We start from the raw sequence: 16,647 nt of genomic DNA, 5'->3' as shown, positions 1-16,647 counted from the left end.
GCAGCCGGCTTCGCCGGAGCCGAAACCCTGAGGAGGGCCTGACCCGTGAATCACACCGCCATGCAGATCCTCCTCGCCGGCGCCGTCGTCCTCCCCCTCGTCGGCGCGCTGGCCGCCCTGCTGCCACCCCCGCCCGGCCTGAAGGGCAGAAACCCCGACCAGGCCGTACTGCGCCACGGCGTGACCGTCACCGCGGTCGTGCTCGCCGCGACCCTCGCGCTGGCCGTCGGCTTCGACCGCGGCCACCCGGCCCGTATGCAGGCCACCACCGACCTCAGCTGGATCCCGGCGCTCGGCATCCGCATCCACCTCGGCGTCGACGGCATCTCGCTCCCCCTCCTCGTCCTGACCGCGCTGCTGACCTTCCTCTGCGCCCTCTACAGCTACTTCAAGATGCCAACGGGCCCGTCACCCAAGGCATTTGTGGCGCTGCTGCTCGTCCTGGAGTCCGGCACCCTCGCGACCTTCGCCGTCCTCGACCTGATGCTGTTCTTCCTCGCCTTCGAGATGGTCCTCATCCCGATGTACTTCCTCATCGCCCGCTGGGGCGGTGCGCAGAAGCAGGCAGCCGCATGGAAGTTCATCCTCTACACGCTGCTCGGCTCGGTCGTCATGCTGCTCGGCCTCCTCCTCATCGGCCTGAAATCCGGCACGTTCGACATGGTCGCACTCGCCACTGACAACGGCCCGAAAGCCCAGCTCAGCCACACCGTCCAGCTGATCGCGGTGCTCGCGGTCGGCATCGGACTGGCCGTCAAGTCCCCGCTGTGGCCGCTGCACAGCTGGCTGCCCGACGCCCACACCGCCGCCCCCACCGTCGGCTCGGTACTGCTGGCCGGCGTCCTGCTGAAGATGGGCACCTACGGCTTCGTGCGGATCGCGCTGCCCATCACCCCCGACGGCATGCACACCGTCGCGCCCTACCTCGCCGCGTTCGCCGCCGTGGGCATCATCTACGGCTCCCTCGCCTGCCTCGCCCTCGTCCGCAAGGGCGCCAAGGGCGACCTCAAGCGCCTGATCGCCTACAGCTCCGTCGGCCACATGGGCTTCGTCCTGCTGGGCATCGCCGGCATGACCCCCACCGGCGTCAACGGCGCCCTGTTCGCCAACATCGCGCACGGTCTGATCACCGGCCTCCTGTTCTTCCTCGTCGGCGCCCTCAAGGACCGCTGCGGCAGCACCGACCTCGACACCTTGTCCCTCCCGTCGCCCGACCACCGCCCCTCAACGAGCGGCTCCGCCGCGCCCCTTCCGGTTGCCACCGGCGCCGCCCTCTACGGCCGGGCGCCCCGCTTCGGCGGACTGCTCGCCTTCGGGGCCGTCGCCTCCCTGGGCCTGCCCGGACTGGCCGGCTTCTGGGGCGAGATGCTGGCGATGTTCGGTGCCTTCCGCCCGGCCGCGGGCCTGAGCCGCCCCGCCTTCCTGACGTTCATGGCCCTGGCCGGCCTCGGCACCCTGCTGACCGCGGCGTACCTGCTGCTCGTCGTCCGCCGGGTCTGCATGGGCGGCACCCTGGCAGCGGAGCCGGCACCCGGGGACGGCACCGCGGCGGCGCGCCCGGCCGTCCCCGCCATCCCCGACCTCGCGCGCTACGAATACGTGGTCTGGAGCCCCCTCGCCGCCCTCACCGTCCTCGCCGGACTGTGGCCCGCGGCCCTCCTCGGCCTCACGAACCCGGCCGTCCAGCAGCTCCTCGGAGGCGGTAAGTGATGAGCTCGGTCACGTCCCTGGTCCAGTCCGTCGACTGGCTCGCCGTCGCCCCGCCCACCATCGCCGCGGCCGTCGCCCTGGTGGTGTTGGTCGCCGACCTCTTCCTGCCCACGGCCCGGAAGCCGCTGCTCGGCTGGATCGCGACCGCGGGCCTGGCCCTCGCCGCGCTGTCCCTGCTGCCCCTCCTGGACGGCCACCGCCGCACCTTCTGCCTCACCGGGCGGCCGGACGTGTGCAGTTACGCGGCCGACCACTTCGCCCTGGTCATCCAGTTCCTGGTGCTGGCCGGCGCGCTGCTCACCGCCCTGCTGTCCGTCGACACCATCAAGGACCACGACCTGCCCACCGGCGAGTACTGGTTCCTGCTGCTCTCCTCCGCGGCCGGCGCCGCCCTGCTGCCCGCCTCCCGGGACCTGGCCACCCTGGTCATCGCCCTCGAAGTCGCCTCGCTGCCCGCCTTCGCCCTCGTAGGACTGCGGCGCGGCGACCGGCTCTCCTCCGAGGCGGCCCTGAAGTTCTTCCTGTCCTCCGTGGCCGCCACCGCCGCGATGCTGCTCGGCGTCAGCTTCGTGTACGCGGCCACCGGGAGCCTGCACCTCTCCCGGGTGGCGCACGCCCTCACCGCCCTCCCGGACCCCCGCCTGGCCACCCTGGCGAGCGCCGGCGTCGCGCTCACCCTCGTCGGCTTCGCCTTCAAGACCGCCGCCGTCCCGTTCCACTTCTGGGTGCCGGACACCTACGTCGGCGCGCCGCTGCCGATCGCCGCGTACCTCTCCGTGGTCGGCAAGGCCGTCGGCTTCTCCGGCCTGATCCTTGTCACCGTCCAGGGCTTCCCCTCGTACGCCGACGTCTGGGGCCCGGCACTGGCCGTCCTCGCCGCCCTCACCATGACCGTCGGCAACGTCGCCGCCCTCCGTCAGGACCCCCGGCGCACGCACAGCGCGATCCGCCTGCTCGCCTGGTCCTCGGTGGGCCAGGCCGGCTACCTCCTGGTCCCGATCGCCGCCGCCGGCTACGCCCACCACCCGGCGCACGCCATCGGCTCCACCGTCGCCTACGCCCTCATGTACGGCGCGGTGAACCTCGGCGCCTTCGCCGTCGCCGCCCTGGTGGCCCGCACCAGCCCCGCCCACCGCATCGCCGACTACCGGGGCCTCTACGCCCGCCGCCCCCTGGTGGCGCTCGCCCTCGGCTTCTTCCTGCTCTGCCTCGCCGGTCTGCCGCCGGGCATCATCGGCCTCTTCGCCAAGGTGACGGTCTTCTCCGCGGCCGTCGACGCCGGCCTGGGCTGGCTCGCCGTCGTCATGGCGGTCAACGTCGTAATCGCGCTCTACTACTACCTCCAGTGGACGGCGGTCCTCTTCCGCGGCGGCGCGGCCCCGGCCGCCGAAGCCCCGCGCGCCCGGATCCCGGCCCCCCTCACCACCGCCATCACCCTGGCCGCGGCCCTCGGCATCGCCCTGTCCGGAGCCCCCCAGCTGGTCCTCCGCTTCGCCTCCGGGGCACTCCTCTAGCCGTACGGCAGCCGGATCCCCGCGGCCCGCCCGTACGGCGGTCGGGCACGGCCGCGCACCCGCGCGGCGCCTCCCCGCCACGCCAGGGGAACCACCCCACCCCATCTCGCGTTGACCAGTGAGTAAGGGTCCACTGGAGAGTGGAGAAACGAAGCAAAGGGTTCCCCTGCCGCACCACTTGGAGGGCGTACCGTGCACCGCCGGCACAACGGGCTCAGGACCGCCGTACTCCTCGGGGGACTGTCCGCACTCATCATCGTCATCGGCAGCCTTTTCGGCCGTACGGGCCTGATCGTCGCCGTCCTGGTAGCCGTGGGCACCAACGCCTACGCGTACTGGAACAGCGACAAGCTCGCGCTGCGCGCCATGCGCGCCCGCCCGGTCAGCGAGTTCGAGGCACCACAGCTCTACCGCATGGTGCGGGAGCTCTCGACGACCGCCCGCCAGCCCATGCCGCGGCTGTACATCTCCCCGACGCAGGCGCCCAACGCCTTCGCCACCGGCCGCAACCCCCGCAACGCCGCGGTCTGCTGCACCGACGGCATCCTCCAGCTCCTCGACGAACGCGAACTGCGCGGCGTCATCGGCCATGAGCTCAGCCACGTCTACAACCGCGACATCCTCATCTCCTCCGTCGCGGGCGCCCTGGCCTCGGTCGTGATGTTCCTGGTCAACTTCGCCTGGCTGATCCCGGTGGGACGCTCGGACGACGACGAGGGTCCCGGCATCGTGGGCATGCTGCTGATCATGATCCTCGGCCCGATCGCGGCCTCCCTGATCCAGCTCGCCGTCAGCCGCTCCCGCGAATACCAGGCCGACGCCTCGGGCGCCCAGCTCACCGGCGACCCGCTCGCCCTGGCCTCCGCCCTGCGCAAGCTCGAAATGGGCACCCAGCAGCTCCCGCTCCCGCCCGAGCCCCGTCTGGAGACCGCCAGTCACATGATGATCGCCAACCCGTTCCGCGCCGGCGAGGGCCTCTCCCGCCTCTTCTCCACCCACCCCCCGATGCACGACCGCATCACCCGCCTGGAACAGATGGCCGGCCACCACCGCCCCTGACCCCGGCCGCTGGCGCCGCCGCCCGCCTCCACGCAAGATTGAATGCAACGTCCCACAGGGTCCGGCGCGTCTAGCACGGCAGAAATACTCGCCGTGCCCGTGGAAGGCTGCCGATCATGAAGTTCATCCTCAACATTCTCTGGCTGATCCTCAGCGGCTTCTGGATGGCGCTCGGCTACGTACTCGCCGGAATCATCTGCTGCATCCTGATCATTACGATCCCGTTCGGCATCGCGTCGTTCCGTATCGCCGGCTACGCCCTCTGGCCCTTCGGCCGCACCACCGTGGAGCGCCGGGACGCCGGTGCCGGTTCGGTGATCGGCAACATCATCTGGATCGTTTTCGCGGGCTGGTGGCTGGCCCTGGGGCACATCGTCACCGGTATCGCGCTGTGCGTGACGATCATCGGGATCCCGTTCGGCATCGCCAACTTCAAGATGATCCCGATCTCCCTGCTGCCGCTCGGCCGCGAGATCGTCCCCACCGACCGGCCGTTCGCGACGCGCTGAACACCACACGCTGAACACCATGCGCTGAACTCGACACACAAACGCCGCACCCCCGGAGCACCGCGCTCCGGGGGTGCGGCGTCTGTGTCAACGGCCGCCCCGGCCGCCCCGGCCGCCCCGGTCCGTCACGACCGTGCCGGTGATGCTGCCCGTGGCCTTCTGGGTGATGCTGTCGAGCCTCTTGTGGTTGTCGATGAAGATGTTCGTGCGGCAGCCCTCCGCCGGCGTGAGGGGGAGCAGCAGGCTGATGCTGAACGACGGCGCGCACCGGATGTCCTGATCGAAATACCCGCCACCCATTTCCCCGGCGCTGGCAGTGCCGGCCACCGACAGCACCAGCGCACCTGCCCCGAGGGCGCCTGCGGCCACACGCAATGCTTTACCCACGACGGAACGTCCTTCCTGTCCTGGTCCCGGTCCCATGCCGGGATCACCGCGATAACGAAGCCGTAACGCCATGATCACGCCACGTTACTCCGTCGTGGTGACGGCGCCGGAGCCGATCGCCCTGCCCCGCGCTCGCGTCATCGCGCCCGCGGACCGGCCCCGTTCACCGCCGGCCGCCTCAGGCGCGTACCAGCCCCCGGGGAGCCGTGTACCGCCGGAATCCGAGCGGCTCGACGCCCTCCAGGCCCGTGATGAAGCGCATCACCGCCCCGCCGTCCTGTAGTTGGGTACCGGCCACCCGCTCGTGGGACTGCGGATCGGTCCACTCGCTGTAGTTGACGACCCGGGTGCCGTCCTCGCTGATGTGGAAGTGCGAGGCGATCCCGCCGTCCCCGCTCTGCCGCCCGCCGAACATCTCCAGCAGTCCGTCCACGAGTCGCCGGGCCGGCCCGTGCCCCGCCGTCCGGAACGCGACCCGTACGACGCAGCCCGGCTCCGGTGCCTCGCCCTCCGGCAGCAGCAGGCTGCCGTGCAGCCGGAACCGGCCTGGCCCGGAATCGCCGAAACCGTCGGCGTCCCCGACGCGGTCCAGCACCCCCGCGACCCGGTCCGCGAGCCCCGTGCCCTCGGTACGGAGGAACTCCCGGTGTGCCGAATCACTCGTCCACTGGGCGTAGTTGAGCACACTGCGCCCGTCCGTACCGGCGAACAGCACCCGCGAGAGGAACCCGTCCGGCAGCGGCGTCTCCTCCCAGGCCCGCGCGACGCCGTCCATGACGGCCCGCTGCCCCTCCGGGCTCCCCGCGTCCCATTCGCCGATCAGTACGGCACCGGCATCCGCCCGCCGTATCTCCGGAAAGACATCGCTACGAAAGTCGCCGGAAGGCGACGAAGCAGCGGAAGGGGAAGACGCAGCGGAAGGGGAAGACGCAGCGGAAGGCGAAGAAGCGGCAGGCGCGGAAGACGGAGAAGAGGCGGAAGGTGAAGAAGCCATGTCCGCACCCTGCAACCTCAAGCGGAGTTGAGGTCAAGGGGTGGCCGACGCGCCCCGGCCGCGGCCCGAAATGCCGGTGGGGCGGCGCGCCCCCGTGTCGCACCGCCCCATCCGCCCCACCTCGTAAGGCACCCCGAATCCGGGGTTCTCAGCGGTAGTTCACAAACTGAATCGCGAAGTCCAGGTCCTTCCCCTTCAGCAGCTGCTGCACCGACTGGAGGTCGTCCCGGCTCTTGGAGCTGACCCGCAGCTCGTCGCCCTGCACCTGCGCCTTGACGCCCTTCGGGCCCTCGTCGCGGATGATCTTGGCGACCTTCTTCGCGTTCTCCTGCGAGATCCCCTCCTCGATCGAGGCGACGATCTTGTACTCCTTGCCCGACGCCTGCGGCTCGCCGGCGTCCAGGGCCTTCAGCGAGATCCCGCGCTTGACCAGCTTGGACTGGAAGATGTCCAGTACGGCCTTCACCCGCTCCTCGGCGTTGGCGCGCATTTCGATCTTCTCGCCCGACCACTCGATCGACGCTCCCACGCCCTTGAAGTCGTAGCGCTGCGAGATCTCCTTGGCGGCCTGGTTGAGGGCGTTGTCGACCTCCTGCCGCTCGACCTTCGAGACGATGTCGAAACTGGAGTCGGCCATGTTGAGTTGGCTCCTCGTACGTAGATCCATCAGAGGTGCGGTCCTTCCCGGACCGCCTGCCAAGCCTAGCCACCTGGCCAAGATCCAGCGCTGCGCAATCGAGTGGCGAAGCACCCCCTGCCATCGGGTATGGTTTACGTCGTTGCCACGGAGTACCGCCCCACAGCGGAGCTCCCGGCGGCAAACCCTGGCGGTGTGCCCGAGCGGCCAAAGGGAGCAGACTGTAAATCTGCCGGCTTCGCCTTCCCAGGTTCGAATCCTGGCGCCGCCACAGGTGTGAAGGGGCCCTGAATCGTAGGAATACGATTCAGGGCCCCTTTCGTGTGTCCTGAAGCGGCGCGTCCCCGTGTCACCCGCGCCGTGTCACACCCCCCGCCGGCTTCGGTCTCCGTGGCAGGCGGGGCGTCGGGCACGGCGGTCACCGGGGTGCGCGGCGAGGCCGCCGGGCGGGCGCCCTCGCCCCGCTCCAGCAGGCGCCGCACCGCGTCGCCCTGAAGGCCGCCGAGGAGCAGGTGGGCCGGCGGCTCGGCGGCCGGATCGGGGCGCTGTGCGGCGATCAGCGTGCTGACAGAGCGTGCCGGAAAGCGTGGACGGGGTGTGGACGGGGTGTGGACCGGGCCGCTCGTCCGGCGGCTGCCGGGAGGCGTACGGCGTGGCCCGGGGCGGCCGGCAGGCCCTTGTCATGGGCGACGACGTCGGACGGTGGCGTCCAGGAAGGCCGGCGGCCGCTCACGGCCGCTCACGCGGACAGGCGCCCGTTCCCTGGGCGCCGACCTCGCCGCCGGCCACTCGGCGGCCGGACTGCCCGACCGGGTGCGCGCCGCCCCGCCACGGGGCGTCGACGCCGTCCCGTGGCGGGCTGGCGGCGAGGCCCTGCGGCGGAGCCCGGACGCGCCGGCGCGCACCCGCTCGGGCCGTCGCCTACGGAGCCGCCGCCGGCGACCTGACCTGGCCGGCGTCCCGGTGACCGCGCTGTTCGGCCTGAAGACGGTGGCCGGGTTCTCTCTGCTCGTCCGGCGCACGGCCGCCCGCGAACAGGCCCGCGAGGAGATGACCGAGTCGGAGGAGACGACTGAGCCGGCCGGCCCGGCGTCCGCCGGGCGGCTGCGCACCGCCGTGCACGCCCGCTTCCCGCTCGCCGAGGCGCCCGCCGTGCGCCGGCTCTTCGAGGAGCGGACCAGCCTCGGCGGATCCTCGTCCTCCCGTAGGACGGCCCCGGTGCGCGACGTCAACGCACCGGGGCCCACGGCGAGTTCACGCTCAGTGCGACGCCACGTTCCGCACCGCCTCCACCACCGGCACGTCCCCGCCGATCAGCTCCAGCGTCCGGCCGGCCGTGTCCGGCTCCTCCAGCAGCGCCGCCAGCACGGCCGCCACGTCGTCCCGGGACACCTCCCCGCGCCCGGTCGCGTCGGCCAGCGTCACCTGGCCCGTACCGGGGTCGTCGGTGAGGCGGCCGGGCCGCAGGATCGTCCAGTCCAGCCCGGCGCGGGCCCGTACGTCCGCGTCCGCGGCGCCCTTCGCCCGCAGGTACGCCGCGAAGACCTGGTCGGTGCCCTCCGGGGGCTCGCGGTCCGCGCCCATCGACGAGACGACCAGGAAGCGCCGGACGCCGGCCGCCTCGGCCGCGTCCGCGAAGAGCGCCGCGGCGCCCCGGTCCACGGTGTCCTTGCGTTCGGCGCCGCTGCCCGGCCCGGCGCCCGCCGCGAAGACCGCCGCGTCCGCTCCCTCCAGATGCCGGGCGACATCGGCCACCGACGCCGACTCCAGGTCGCAGACGACCGGCTCGGCACCCGCGGCCAGCAAGTCGCCGGCCTGTTCCGGCCGCCGGACGATCCCGGCGACCTCGTCCCCGCGCGCGTGCAGCAACCGCTCCAGCCGCAGCGCGATCTGACCATGTCCACCTGCGATGACAATGCGCATGAAGCCGACGGTACGCCGAACCGCCCCGCCGCACCGACGGACCGGCCGGTGCGGCGCCGAGCCCGTCCGGCCGCCGCCCGCCCGGCCCTCAGCGCTGCGACTGCCGCGGCAGCTCCAGCGCCACGTCCACCGCCGAGTCGCAGTACTCGCGCACCGCGCTGGTCCGCGCCACCACCCGCCCCCGGTGCACCACGATCCGGCTGTACGCCAGCGAGAGCACCCCGGCGATCCGCTCCCCGCGCACCGCAAGCAGCTCCGCCGGGAAGCCCGCCTCCACCCGCACCTCCGGCAGCCCCAGCGTCGCCCGCGCCGCCGCGCTCACCGTCTCGTACGCGGCCTCCGGCGTGGCCTCCCCGAGGGACGCCAGCAGATACGCGGCCTCCAGCGGGTCCCCGCGCCCCACCGGGTTCGCCACGTCCCGCAGTGCCCCGCTGCCCGCCGCCACCCGCACGCCGGCCGCCCGCAGCAGCCGTACCGGAGCCGGCCGGGACACCCGCGAGCCGAACCGCTCCAGGCCCGCGCAGTCGCCCTGCGGCAGGCACACCACCGCGACGTCCGCGGCGGCCAGCTGCTCCGCGACCCGGGACGCCACACTCCGCGGCATCCGCGCCATCCCGGCACACGGCCCGATGGCCACCCCCGGCCGCAGCCCACCGGACATCGCCGCGAAGCGCGCCAGCCGCGCCGGGTCGTCCCCGTCGGTGTGCAGGTCCACCGGGCAGCCGTGCTCGCCGGCCACCTCCAGGACCGTCTCGACGTACCCGGCCGGATCGGGGTCGAGGTCCGGGCAGCCCCCGATGACAGTGGCGCCCATCTTGACGGCGTCGTGCAGCATCGCCAGCCCGTCCGCACCGGCCACCCCGGTCAGCACCCGCGGCACCGCCACCGCCGCCAGGTCCGCCAGCCCGCGCAACGACCTGCGGGCCTGGAGCACCGCCTCCAGCGACCGCAGCCCCTGGACGTCGCCGATCCGGACGTGGCTCCGGGAGGCGGTGGCCCCGTGCCCGAGCTGGAGCAGCGCCGCCTCGGTCGTACGGCGCTGGACGTCCTCGGAGGAGTCGGACGCGGGACCGTCGGAGTCGGCCGTCAGGGCGGTGTCGCAGTGCGCGTGCGGCTCCGCGGGAGCCGGGAGCAGCAGATAGCCGGCGAGGTCCACCCGGGCGCCCTGCGGGGCGAGGCTGCCGGCCGTGCCCACCGCCTCGATGCGCCCGCCGCCCAGCCGTACGTCCACGGTGCGGCCGTCGGCGAGCCGGGCCCCGCACAGCACGAGCGCGCCGGCTTCCGACCTGGCGTACCGGCCGGCGCCTCCGGGCTTTCCCGGCTGTGGCTGGGGCTGCGGTGAACTGCTGTCGGACATCGCGCTCCTCGAAGGCACGGCGTGCAAGATCACGCAGCGTTCTTCCGAGCCTAGGCTCCCGTCCGGAGAGCTTCGCGCAGGCGCGAAATAGTCGTACCGGTGTGGTGCGCGAGGCCGTTGGGGCGCGGCCCCGATACGGATTTCACGTTTGGCGGCGGGCCGTGTAATGTCTTCATCGCTCGCCCCAATAGCTCAGTCGGCAGAGCGTCTCCATGGTAAGGAGAAGGTCTACGGTTCGATTCCGTATTGGGGCTCTGATGTGTGGGGGACCTCGTCCTCGGACGAGGAACTCTCACATCACAGCGGTGTAGCTCAGTCGGTAGAGCAAGCGGCTCATAATCGCTGTGTCACCGGTTCAAGTCCGGTCACCGCTACTGACAGTAGCCGATTGTGGGGTCGGTCCTCCGATCGGCTACTCTTCTATGCGTTCGATTCGTCCATCCGTCCGTCAAGGAGCACTCACGTGGCTGCCACCGACGTCCGCCCGAAGATCACGCTGGCCTGCGTGGAGTGCAAGGAGCGGAACTACATCACCAAGAAGAACCGGCGTAACGACCCGGACCGTCTTGAGATGAAGAAGCACTGCCCCCGTTGCAACTCGCACACCGCGCACCGCGAGACGCGATAACACAGGCTAGTCCGTGAGGCCGTCCCCAATCTGGGGGCGGCCTCACGGCGTTATCACCATCAGTACAGGGAGGTTGCGAGCCCCATGGCGCTCGACCAGTCTTTTGTCGGACGCACGTACCCGCCCACCGACCCGTACGAGGTCGGCCGGGAAAAGATCCGCGAATTCGCCGAGGCGATCGGTGACGCCAACCCCGCTTACACCGACACCGAAGCCGCCAAGGCGCTGGGCCACCCCGATGTGATCGCGCCGCCGACTTTTGTGTTCGCCATCACGTTCAAGGCCGCGGGACAGGTCGTGGAGGACCCGCAACTGGGCCTGGATTACAGCCGGGTGGTGCACGGCGACCAGAAGTTCGCCTACCACCGGCCGGTGCGCGCCGGGGACCGGCTGACCGTCACCTCCACCATCGAGGCCGTCAAGACCATGGCCGGCAACGAGATCGTCGACATCCGCGGCGAGGTGCACGACGAGGCGGGCGAGCACGTTGTGACCGCATTCACCAAACTCGTCGCCCGGCGCGCTGAGGAGGCGTGAGATGACCGCGAAGATTGCCTACGACGACGTCGAGGTCGGCACCGAACTCCCGGCGCAGTCCTTCCCCGTGAGCCGCGCCACGCTCGTCCGGTACGCCGGCGCCTCCGGCGACTTCAACCCGATCCACTGGAACGAGAAGTTCGCCAAGGAGGTCGGCCTCCCGGACGTCATCGCCCACGGCATGTTCACCATGGCCTCGGCGATCCGCGTGGTCACCGACTGGGTCGGCGACCCCGGCGCGGTGGCGGAGTACGGCGTGCGCTTCACCAAGCCCGTCGTCGTCCCCAACGACGAGAACGGCGCGCTGATCGAGGTCAGCGCCAAGGTCGCCGCCAAGCTGGACGACGACGCCCGCACGGTCCGCGTCGACCTGCTCGCGATGAGCGCGGGCCAGAAGGTGCTGGGCATGTCCCGCGCCGTGGTCCGCCTCGCCTGAGGCGGCCGGAAGGGGCGGCCGGCCGGCCCCGCCGGACCGCCCCCGTACCCTGGGGCGCGTGCAGGAACAACACGTGGACGTCGCAGACACCGCAGAAGTCGTAGAAACCGCAGAAGACAACGCCCCCCTCGCCCCGCTGACCACCTTCCGGCTCGGCGGCCCGGCGACCCGCCTCGTCACGGCCACCACGGACGAGGAGGTCATCGCGGCCGTCCGCGCGGCCGACGACGCCGGCACGCCGCTGCTGGTCATCGGCGGCGGCAGCAACCTCGTCATCTCCGACAAGGGCTTCGACGGCACCGCCCTGCACATCGCCACCCGCGGTTTCCGGCTGGACGGCACGGACCTGGAGCTGGCCGCCGGCGAGAACTGGTCCGACGCCGTCGCGCACACCGTCGAGGCCGGACTCGCGGGCATCGAGTGCCTGGCCGGCATCCCCGGCTCGGCCGGCGCCACCCCGATCCAGAACGTCGGCGCGTACGGCCAGGACGTCTCCGCCACCATCACCGAGGTCGTCGCCTACGACCGCCGGGCCGGCGAGACGGTCACGCTCACCAACGAGGAGTGCGCCTTCTCGTACCGCCACAGCCGCTTCAAGCAGCACCCCGACCGGTTCGTCGTCCTGCGGGTGCGCTTCGCCCTGGAGGACGCGGGCGGCCTCTCCGCGCCCCTGAAGTACGCCGAGACGGCCCGCGCACTCGGCGTGGAGCCCGGAGACCGGGTCCCGGCCGCCACCGCCCGGGAGACCGTGCTGGCGCTCCGCGCCGGCAAGGGCATGGTGCTGGACCCCGCGGACCACGACACCTGGTCGGCCGGCTCCTTCTTCACCAACCCGATCCTCACCGAGGCCGAGCACGCCGCCTTCCTCCGGCGCGTCCGGGACCGCCTCGGCCCGGACGCCGCGCCGCCCGCCTTCCCGGACGGCGACGGCCGGGTGAAGACCTCAGCGGCCTGGCTCATCGACCGGGCCGGCTTCACCAAGGGCTACGGCAGCGGCCCCGCCCGGATCTCCACCAAGCACACCCTCGCCCTGACCAACCGCGGCGAGGCCACCACCGAGGACCTGCTCGCGCTGGCCCGCGAGGTCCGCGACGGCGTCCGGGCCGCCTTCGGCATCACCCTGGTCAACGAACCGGTGACGGTCGGCGTCAGCCTGTAGCGGAGCGGCCGGGGCGGACCGCGCGCACCCGCCTCAGGGCTCCTGCGACGGCGGGGCGGCCAGCCAGGCGTCGACGTCCGCCAGGAGCCGCTGCCGGACGTCCTGGGGGGCGCGGGAGGCGCGTACGGACTGCCGGGCCAGCTCGGCCAGCTCGGCGTCCGTGAAGCCGTGCGCGCTCCGGGCGATCTCGTACTGCGCGGCCAGCCGCGCGCCGAACAGCAGCGGATCGTCCGCGCCCAGCGCCATCGGCACCCCCGCCTCGTAGAACGTTCGCAGCGGCACGTCCTCCGGCTTCTCGTAGACGCCCAGCGCCACGTTCGACGCCGGGCACACCTCGCAGGTCACCCCGCGCGCGGCCAGCCGCCGCAGCAGCACGGGATCCTCCGCGGCCCGTACGCCGTGCCCGACCCGCGCGGCGTGCAGATCGTCCAGGCAGTCCCGTACGCTCGCCGGCCCCGACAGCTCGCCGCCGTGCGGGGCCGCCAGCAGACCGCCGTCCCGGGCGATGGCGAAGGCCCGGTCGAAGTCCCGGGCGAGACCCCGGCGTTCGTCGTTGGAGAGCCCGAAGCCGACCACGCCGCGGTCGGCGTAGCGCACCGCGAGCCGGGCCAGCGTGCGGGCGTCCAGGGGGTGCTTCATGCGGTTCGCGGCGACCAGCACGCGGATGCCCAGCCCGGTGTCGCGGGAGGCGCGGCGCACCGCGTCCAGGATGACCTCCAGCGCCGGGATCAGCCCGCCCAGCCGCGGTGCGTACGAGGTCGGATCGACCTGGATCTCCAGCCAGCGCGACCCGTCCCGGACGTCCTCCTCGGCGGCCTCGCGCACCAGCCGCTGGATGTCCTCGGGGGACCGCAGGCACGACCGCGCGATGTCGTAGAGCCGCTGGAAGCGGAACCAGCCGCGCTCGTCCGTGGCCCTCAGCCGGGGCGGCTCACCGCCCCTGAGCGCGTCGGGCAGGTGGACGCCGTACTTGTCGGCGAGATCCAGCAGGGTCGCCGGCCGCATCGAGCCGGTGAAGTGCAGGTGCAGGTGGGCCTTCGGCAACTGACGCAGATCACGAACACGCTCCATCTGGAGATACTGCCGCACCCGTGCACCGCTGGTACAGGCCCTGCCCCGAACGAAGCGACCACCGGAAAGGCGTGCGGGGCCGGAAGATGTTCCGGCCCCGCATCACCCGCGCCCGGGTGCCGGCGCTACTTCGCCTCGGCCAGCAGCTTCTGGATCCGGGAGACGCCCTCGACCAGGTCCTCGTCGCCCAGCGCGTACGAAAGCCGCAGGTAGCCGGGGGTACCGAAGGCCTCGCCCGGGACGACGGCGACCTCCGCCTCCTCCAGGATCAGCTCGGCCAGCTCGACGCTGGACCGCGGGCGACGGCCGCGGATCTCCTTGCCCAGCAGCCCCTTCACCGACGGGTACGCGTAGAACGCGCCCTCCGGCTCCGGGCACAGCACGCCGTCGATCTCGTTGAGCATCCGCACGATGGTCCTGCGGCGCCGGTCGAAGGCCACCTTCATCTCCTCGACGGCCGTGAGGTCGCCGGTGACCGCCGCGACGGCCGCCGCCTGCGACACGTTGGAGACGTTGGAGGTGGCGTGCGACTGGAGGTTGGTGGCGGCCTTGACGACGTCCTTCGGGCCGATCGCCCAGCCCACCCGCCAGCCGGTCATCGCGTACGTCTTCGCGACGCCGTTGACGACGATGCACCTGTCGCGCAGCTCCGGCACGACCACCGGCAGCGACGAGAACTCCGCGTCGCCGTAGACCAGGTGCTCGTAGATCTCGTCGGTCAGCACCCACAGGCCGTGCTCGGCGGCCCAGCGGCCGACCGCCTCGACCTGCTCGCGGGGGTAGACCGCGCCGGTCGGGTTCGACGGCGAGACGAACAGCAGGACCTTGGTGCGCTCGGTGCGGGCCGCCTCCAGCTGCTCGACCGTCACGCGGTAGCCGGTGGTCTCGTCGGCGACCACGTCGACCGGCACACCGCCCGCGAGCCGGATCGACTCGGGGTAGGTGGTCCAGTACGGCGCCGGCACGATGACCTCGTCGCCCGGGTCCAGGATGGCGGCGAACGCCTCGTAGATGGCCTGCTTGCCACCGTTCGTCACCAGCACGTTCGCGGCCTCGATCTCGTAGCCGGAGTCGCGCAGCGTCTTCGCCGCGATCGCGGACTTCAGCTCGGGGAGGCCGCCGGCCGGCGTGTAGCGGTGGTACTTCGGGGTCCGGCACGCCTCGACGGCCGCCTCGACGATGTAGTCGGGCGTGGGGAAGTCGGGCTCACCGGCGCCGAAGCCGATCACCGGGCGCCCGGCGGCCTTGAGGGCCTTGGCCTTGGCGTCGACGGCGAGGGTGGCGGACTCGGAGATCGAACCGACGCGGGCGGAGACCCGGCGGTCGGCGGGGGACGGTACGGAAGGAGTGGCAGCGCTCATACAGGCATCGTCGCAGACGGCTATCCGGCCCGGAACCTGGGTTTGCGGGCGCCACCCGGGACGTTTCTGTTCGACGCCCGGCTCCGAACCACGTACACTCGCTGACCGTTGGCTCCCGACGGGTCGCCGCGGCGCACGAACTTAGTGCAGTCGGCCGCATGCGGTAGGTTGGGGGAACCACAAAGGGTCGTAGCTCAATTGGTAGAGCACTGGTCTCCAAAACCAGCGGTTGGGGGTTCAAGTCCCTCCGGCCCTGCTACACGCACTTCGTCACCAAGGTGCGTGCACGCGTACGTACGAAATGCACCGCCGTGCGGCCAGGCCGGGCGCGGCACGGCCACGACCCGGATTCAGGTGAGGACGAGTGACGGACGCCCTGGGCTCCATCGACATGCCTGAGCGTGGTCGTTCCGAGGACGACGCCACGGATTCCCAGAAGAAGCCCCGCCGCGGTGGCAAGCGCGGCAAGAAGGGCCCCTTCGCACGGCTCGCGCTCTTCTACCGCCAGGTCATCGCGGAACTCCGTAAGGTCGTCTGGCCCACGCGCAGCCAGCTGTCGACGTACACCAGTGTGGTGATCGTCTTCGTTGTCATCATCATCGGTCTCGTAACCGTGATTGACTTGGGAATCAACCGAGCCGTCGGGTACGTCTTCGGCTGATCCCGCGGAGGGGCGCCTGCGCGGGCACCATTTCGCATGTTCAACCCCTTGAAGCCAGGAAGAAGCAGCCACCGTGTCTGACCCGAACCTGAACGACGCCGCCGAATCCGCCGAGACGGCAGCGGCCGACGTTGACGCGGCTGCCTCGGCCGAGGTCGAGGGCAACGACACCGAGCGCGAGATCATCGAGGGCGCCGACGTCATCGACGAGCTCGACGCCGAGGAAGCCGAGGCCGGCAAGCCCGCCGAGGAGGCCGCGGTGCACGTCGAGGACGAGGCCGAGGCCGTCGAGTCCGCCGAGGAGCAGGAGCCGGTCGACCCGGTGGCCGCCCTCCGCGACGAACTGCGTGGCCTGCCCGGTGAGTGGTACGTCATCCACACCTACGCGGGCTACGAGAACCGCGTGAAGACCAACCTCGAACAGCGCGCCGTCTCGCTGAACGTCGAGGACTACATCTTCCAGGCCGAGGTGCCGCAGGAAGAGGTCGTCCAGATCAAGAACGGCGACCGCCGCACCGTCCGCCAGAACAAGCTCCCGGGCTATGTGCTGGTGCGCATGGACCTGACGAACGAGTCCTGGGGCGTGGTCCGCAACACGCCGGGCGTCACCGGCTTCGTCGGCAACGCCTACGACCCGTACCCGCTGACCCTGGACGAGATCGTCAAGATGCTCGCCCCGGAGGCCGAGGAGAAGGCCGCCAAGG

16 protein-coding genes, 4 tRNA genes and 1 pseudogene are annotated in these 16,647 nt (G+C 71.8%); 14 read left to right on the top strand and 7 right to left on the bottom strand.

Features of this window, described 5'->3' with window-relative positions; genetic code table 11:
• The first annotated feature begins 60 nt into the window (after positions 1–60).
• The 4 genes from RZ84_RS16240 to RZ84_RS16225 all read left to right on the top strand — a co-directional run bounded on the left by RZ84_RS16240 (position 61) and on the right by RZ84_RS16225 (position 4,792).
• Positions 61–1,710 (top strand): complex I subunit 4 family protein, encoded by a 1,650-nt coding sequence (locus RZ84_RS16240; RefSeq protein ID WP_043270019.1) that lies wholly within the window; start codon positions 61–63, stop codon positions 1,708–1,710.
• Positions 1,710–3,224: an NADH-quinone oxidoreductase subunit N gene (locus tag RZ84_RS16235; RefSeq protein WP_043264921.1), complete on the top strand. Its 1,515-nt coding sequence runs from the start codon at positions 1,710–1,712 to the stop codon at positions 3,222–3,224. The genes RZ84_RS16240 and RZ84_RS16235 overlap by 1 nt, the downstream gene beginning before the upstream one ends.
• Positions 3,225–3,416: 192 nt before the next feature.
• Positions 3,417–4,283, top strand: a complete 867-nt coding sequence (htpX, locus tag RZ84_RS16230; protein WP_043264920.1) for a zinc metalloprotease HtpX — start codon at positions 3,417–3,419, stop codon at positions 4,281–4,283.
• A 116-nt stretch (positions 4,284–4,399) separates the two neighbouring features.
• Entirely contained in the window at positions 4,400–4,792 is a 393-nt protein-coding gene (locus tag RZ84_RS16225; RefSeq protein WP_043264919.1) for a YccF domain-containing protein, read from the top strand.
• Between the two features lie 87 nt (positions 4,793–4,879).
• Here RZ84_RS16225 and RZ84_RS16220 read toward each other — a convergent pair whose 3' ends face one another.
• The 3 genes from RZ84_RS16220 to RZ84_RS16210 all read right to left on the bottom strand — a co-directional run bounded on the left by RZ84_RS16220 (position 4,880) and on the right by RZ84_RS16210 (position 6,810).
• Positions 4,880–5,161, bottom strand: coding sequence for a hypothetical protein (locus RZ84_RS16220; RefSeq protein ID WP_043264918.1), 282 nt, complete (start codon positions 5,159–5,161; stop codon positions 4,880–4,882).
• Between the two features lie 196 nt (positions 5,162–5,357).
• On the bottom strand, positions 5,358–5,954 hold the full coding sequence (locus RZ84_RS16215) for a hypothetical protein (RefSeq protein WP_052229968.1): 597 nt from the start codon (positions 5,952–5,954) through the stop codon (positions 5,358–5,360).
• A gap of 367 nt (positions 5,955–6,321) precedes the next feature.
• A complete protein-coding gene (locus RZ84_RS16210; RefSeq protein ID WP_043264917.1) occupies positions 6,322–6,810 on the bottom strand; it encodes a YajQ family cyclic di-GMP-binding protein in 489 nt (162 codons plus the stop codon).
• A gap of 189 nt (positions 6,811–6,999) precedes the next feature.
• Here RZ84_RS16210 and RZ84_RS16205 point away from each other — a divergent pair.
• Positions 7,000–7,081, top strand: a tRNA-Tyr gene (locus RZ84_RS16205).
• A gap of 989 nt (positions 7,082–8,070) precedes the next feature.
• On the opposite strand, the gene RZ84_RS16200 is transcribed toward RZ84_RS16205, so the two are convergent.
• Both RZ84_RS16200 and RZ84_RS16195 read right to left on the bottom strand, forming a co-directional pair.
• Complete coding sequence (locus RZ84_RS16200) at positions 8,071–8,733, bottom strand: NAD(P)H-binding protein (RefSeq protein ID WP_043264916.1); 663 nt, start codon at positions 8,731–8,733, stop codon at positions 8,071–8,073.
• Between the two features lie 88 nt (positions 8,734–8,821).
• Complete coding sequence (locus RZ84_RS16195; RefSeq protein WP_043264915.1) at positions 8,822–10,090, bottom strand: amidohydrolase family protein; 1,269 nt, start codon at positions 10,088–10,090, stop codon at positions 8,822–8,824.
• 181 nt (positions 10,091–10,271) lie between these two features.
• Here RZ84_RS16195 and RZ84_RS16190 point away from each other — a divergent pair.
• The 6 genes from RZ84_RS16190 (at position 10,272) to RZ84_RS16165 (ending at position 12,850) form a co-directional block, all read left to right on the top strand.
• Positions 10,272–10,344: transfer RNA gene (locus RZ84_RS16190), tRNA-Thr, on the top strand.
• 47 nt (positions 10,345–10,391) lie between these two features.
• Positions 10,392–10,464, top strand: a tRNA-Met gene (locus RZ84_RS16185).
• An 89-nt stretch (positions 10,465–10,553) separates the two neighbouring features.
• A complete protein-coding gene (rpmG, locus tag RZ84_RS16180) occupies positions 10,554–10,718 on the top strand; it encodes a 50S ribosomal protein L33 (protein WP_006604855.1) in 165 nt (54 codons plus the stop codon).
• Between the two features lie 84 nt (positions 10,719–10,802).
• On the top strand, positions 10,803–11,255 hold the full coding sequence (locus RZ84_RS16175; protein WP_043264914.1) for a MaoC family dehydratase N-terminal domain-containing protein: 453 nt from the start codon (positions 10,803–10,805) through the stop codon (positions 11,253–11,255).
• A gap of 1 nt (position 11,256) precedes the next feature.
• The gene (locus RZ84_RS16170) at positions 11,257–11,691 is read left to right on the top strand and encodes a MaoC family dehydratase (protein WP_043264913.1); all 435 of its coding nucleotides are present in this window, start codon (positions 11,257–11,259) and stop codon (positions 11,689–11,691) included.
• A gap of 73 nt (positions 11,692–11,764) precedes the next feature.
• Positions 11,765–12,850, top strand: coding sequence for a UDP-N-acetylmuramate dehydrogenase (locus RZ84_RS16165; protein WP_043264912.1), 1,086 nt, complete (start codon positions 11,765–11,767; stop codon positions 12,848–12,850).
• 33 nt (positions 12,851–12,883) lie between these two features.
• Here the strand turns inward: RZ84_RS16165 and RZ84_RS16160 are convergent, their stop codons facing one another.
• Together RZ84_RS16160 and RZ84_RS16155 are read right to left on the bottom strand one after the other, a co-directional pair.
• A complete protein-coding gene (locus RZ84_RS16160) occupies positions 12,884–13,921 on the bottom strand; it encodes an adenosine deaminase (RefSeq protein WP_043270016.1) in 1,038 nt (345 codons plus the stop codon).
• A 125-nt stretch (positions 13,922–14,046) separates the two neighbouring features.
• On the bottom strand, positions 14,047–15,282 hold the full coding sequence (locus RZ84_RS16155) for a pyridoxal phosphate-dependent aminotransferase (RefSeq protein ID WP_043264911.1): 1,236 nt from the start codon (positions 15,280–15,282) through the stop codon (positions 14,047–14,049).
• 183 nt (positions 15,283–15,465) lie between these two features.
• Here RZ84_RS16155 and RZ84_RS16150 point away from each other — a divergent pair.
• The 3 genes and pseudogenes from RZ84_RS16150 to RZ84_RS16140 all read left to right on the top strand — a co-directional run.
• Positions 15,466–15,538 (top strand) — tRNA-Trp (locus tag RZ84_RS16150).
• Between the two features lie 108 nt (positions 15,539–15,646).
• Positions 15,647–15,943 (top strand): preprotein translocase subunit SecE, encoded by a 297-nt coding sequence (gene secE, locus RZ84_RS16145; protein ID WP_043264910.1) that lies wholly within the window; start codon positions 15,647–15,649, stop codon positions 15,941–15,943.
• 73 nt (positions 15,944–16,016) lie between these two features.
• A pseudogene (locus RZ84_RS16140) lies at positions 16,017–16,647 on the top strand (transcription termination/antitermination NusG family protein); the annotation flags it as partial.

The sequence above is a fragment of the Streptomyces sp. CT34 genome (assembly GCF_000805335.1).
GTDB lineage: Bacteria > Actinomycetota > Actinomycetes > Streptomycetales > Streptomycetaceae > Streptomyces.
Note: the sequence above shows the minus strand (reverse complement) of the source record. Positions and strands in the feature narration are given on the sequence as shown.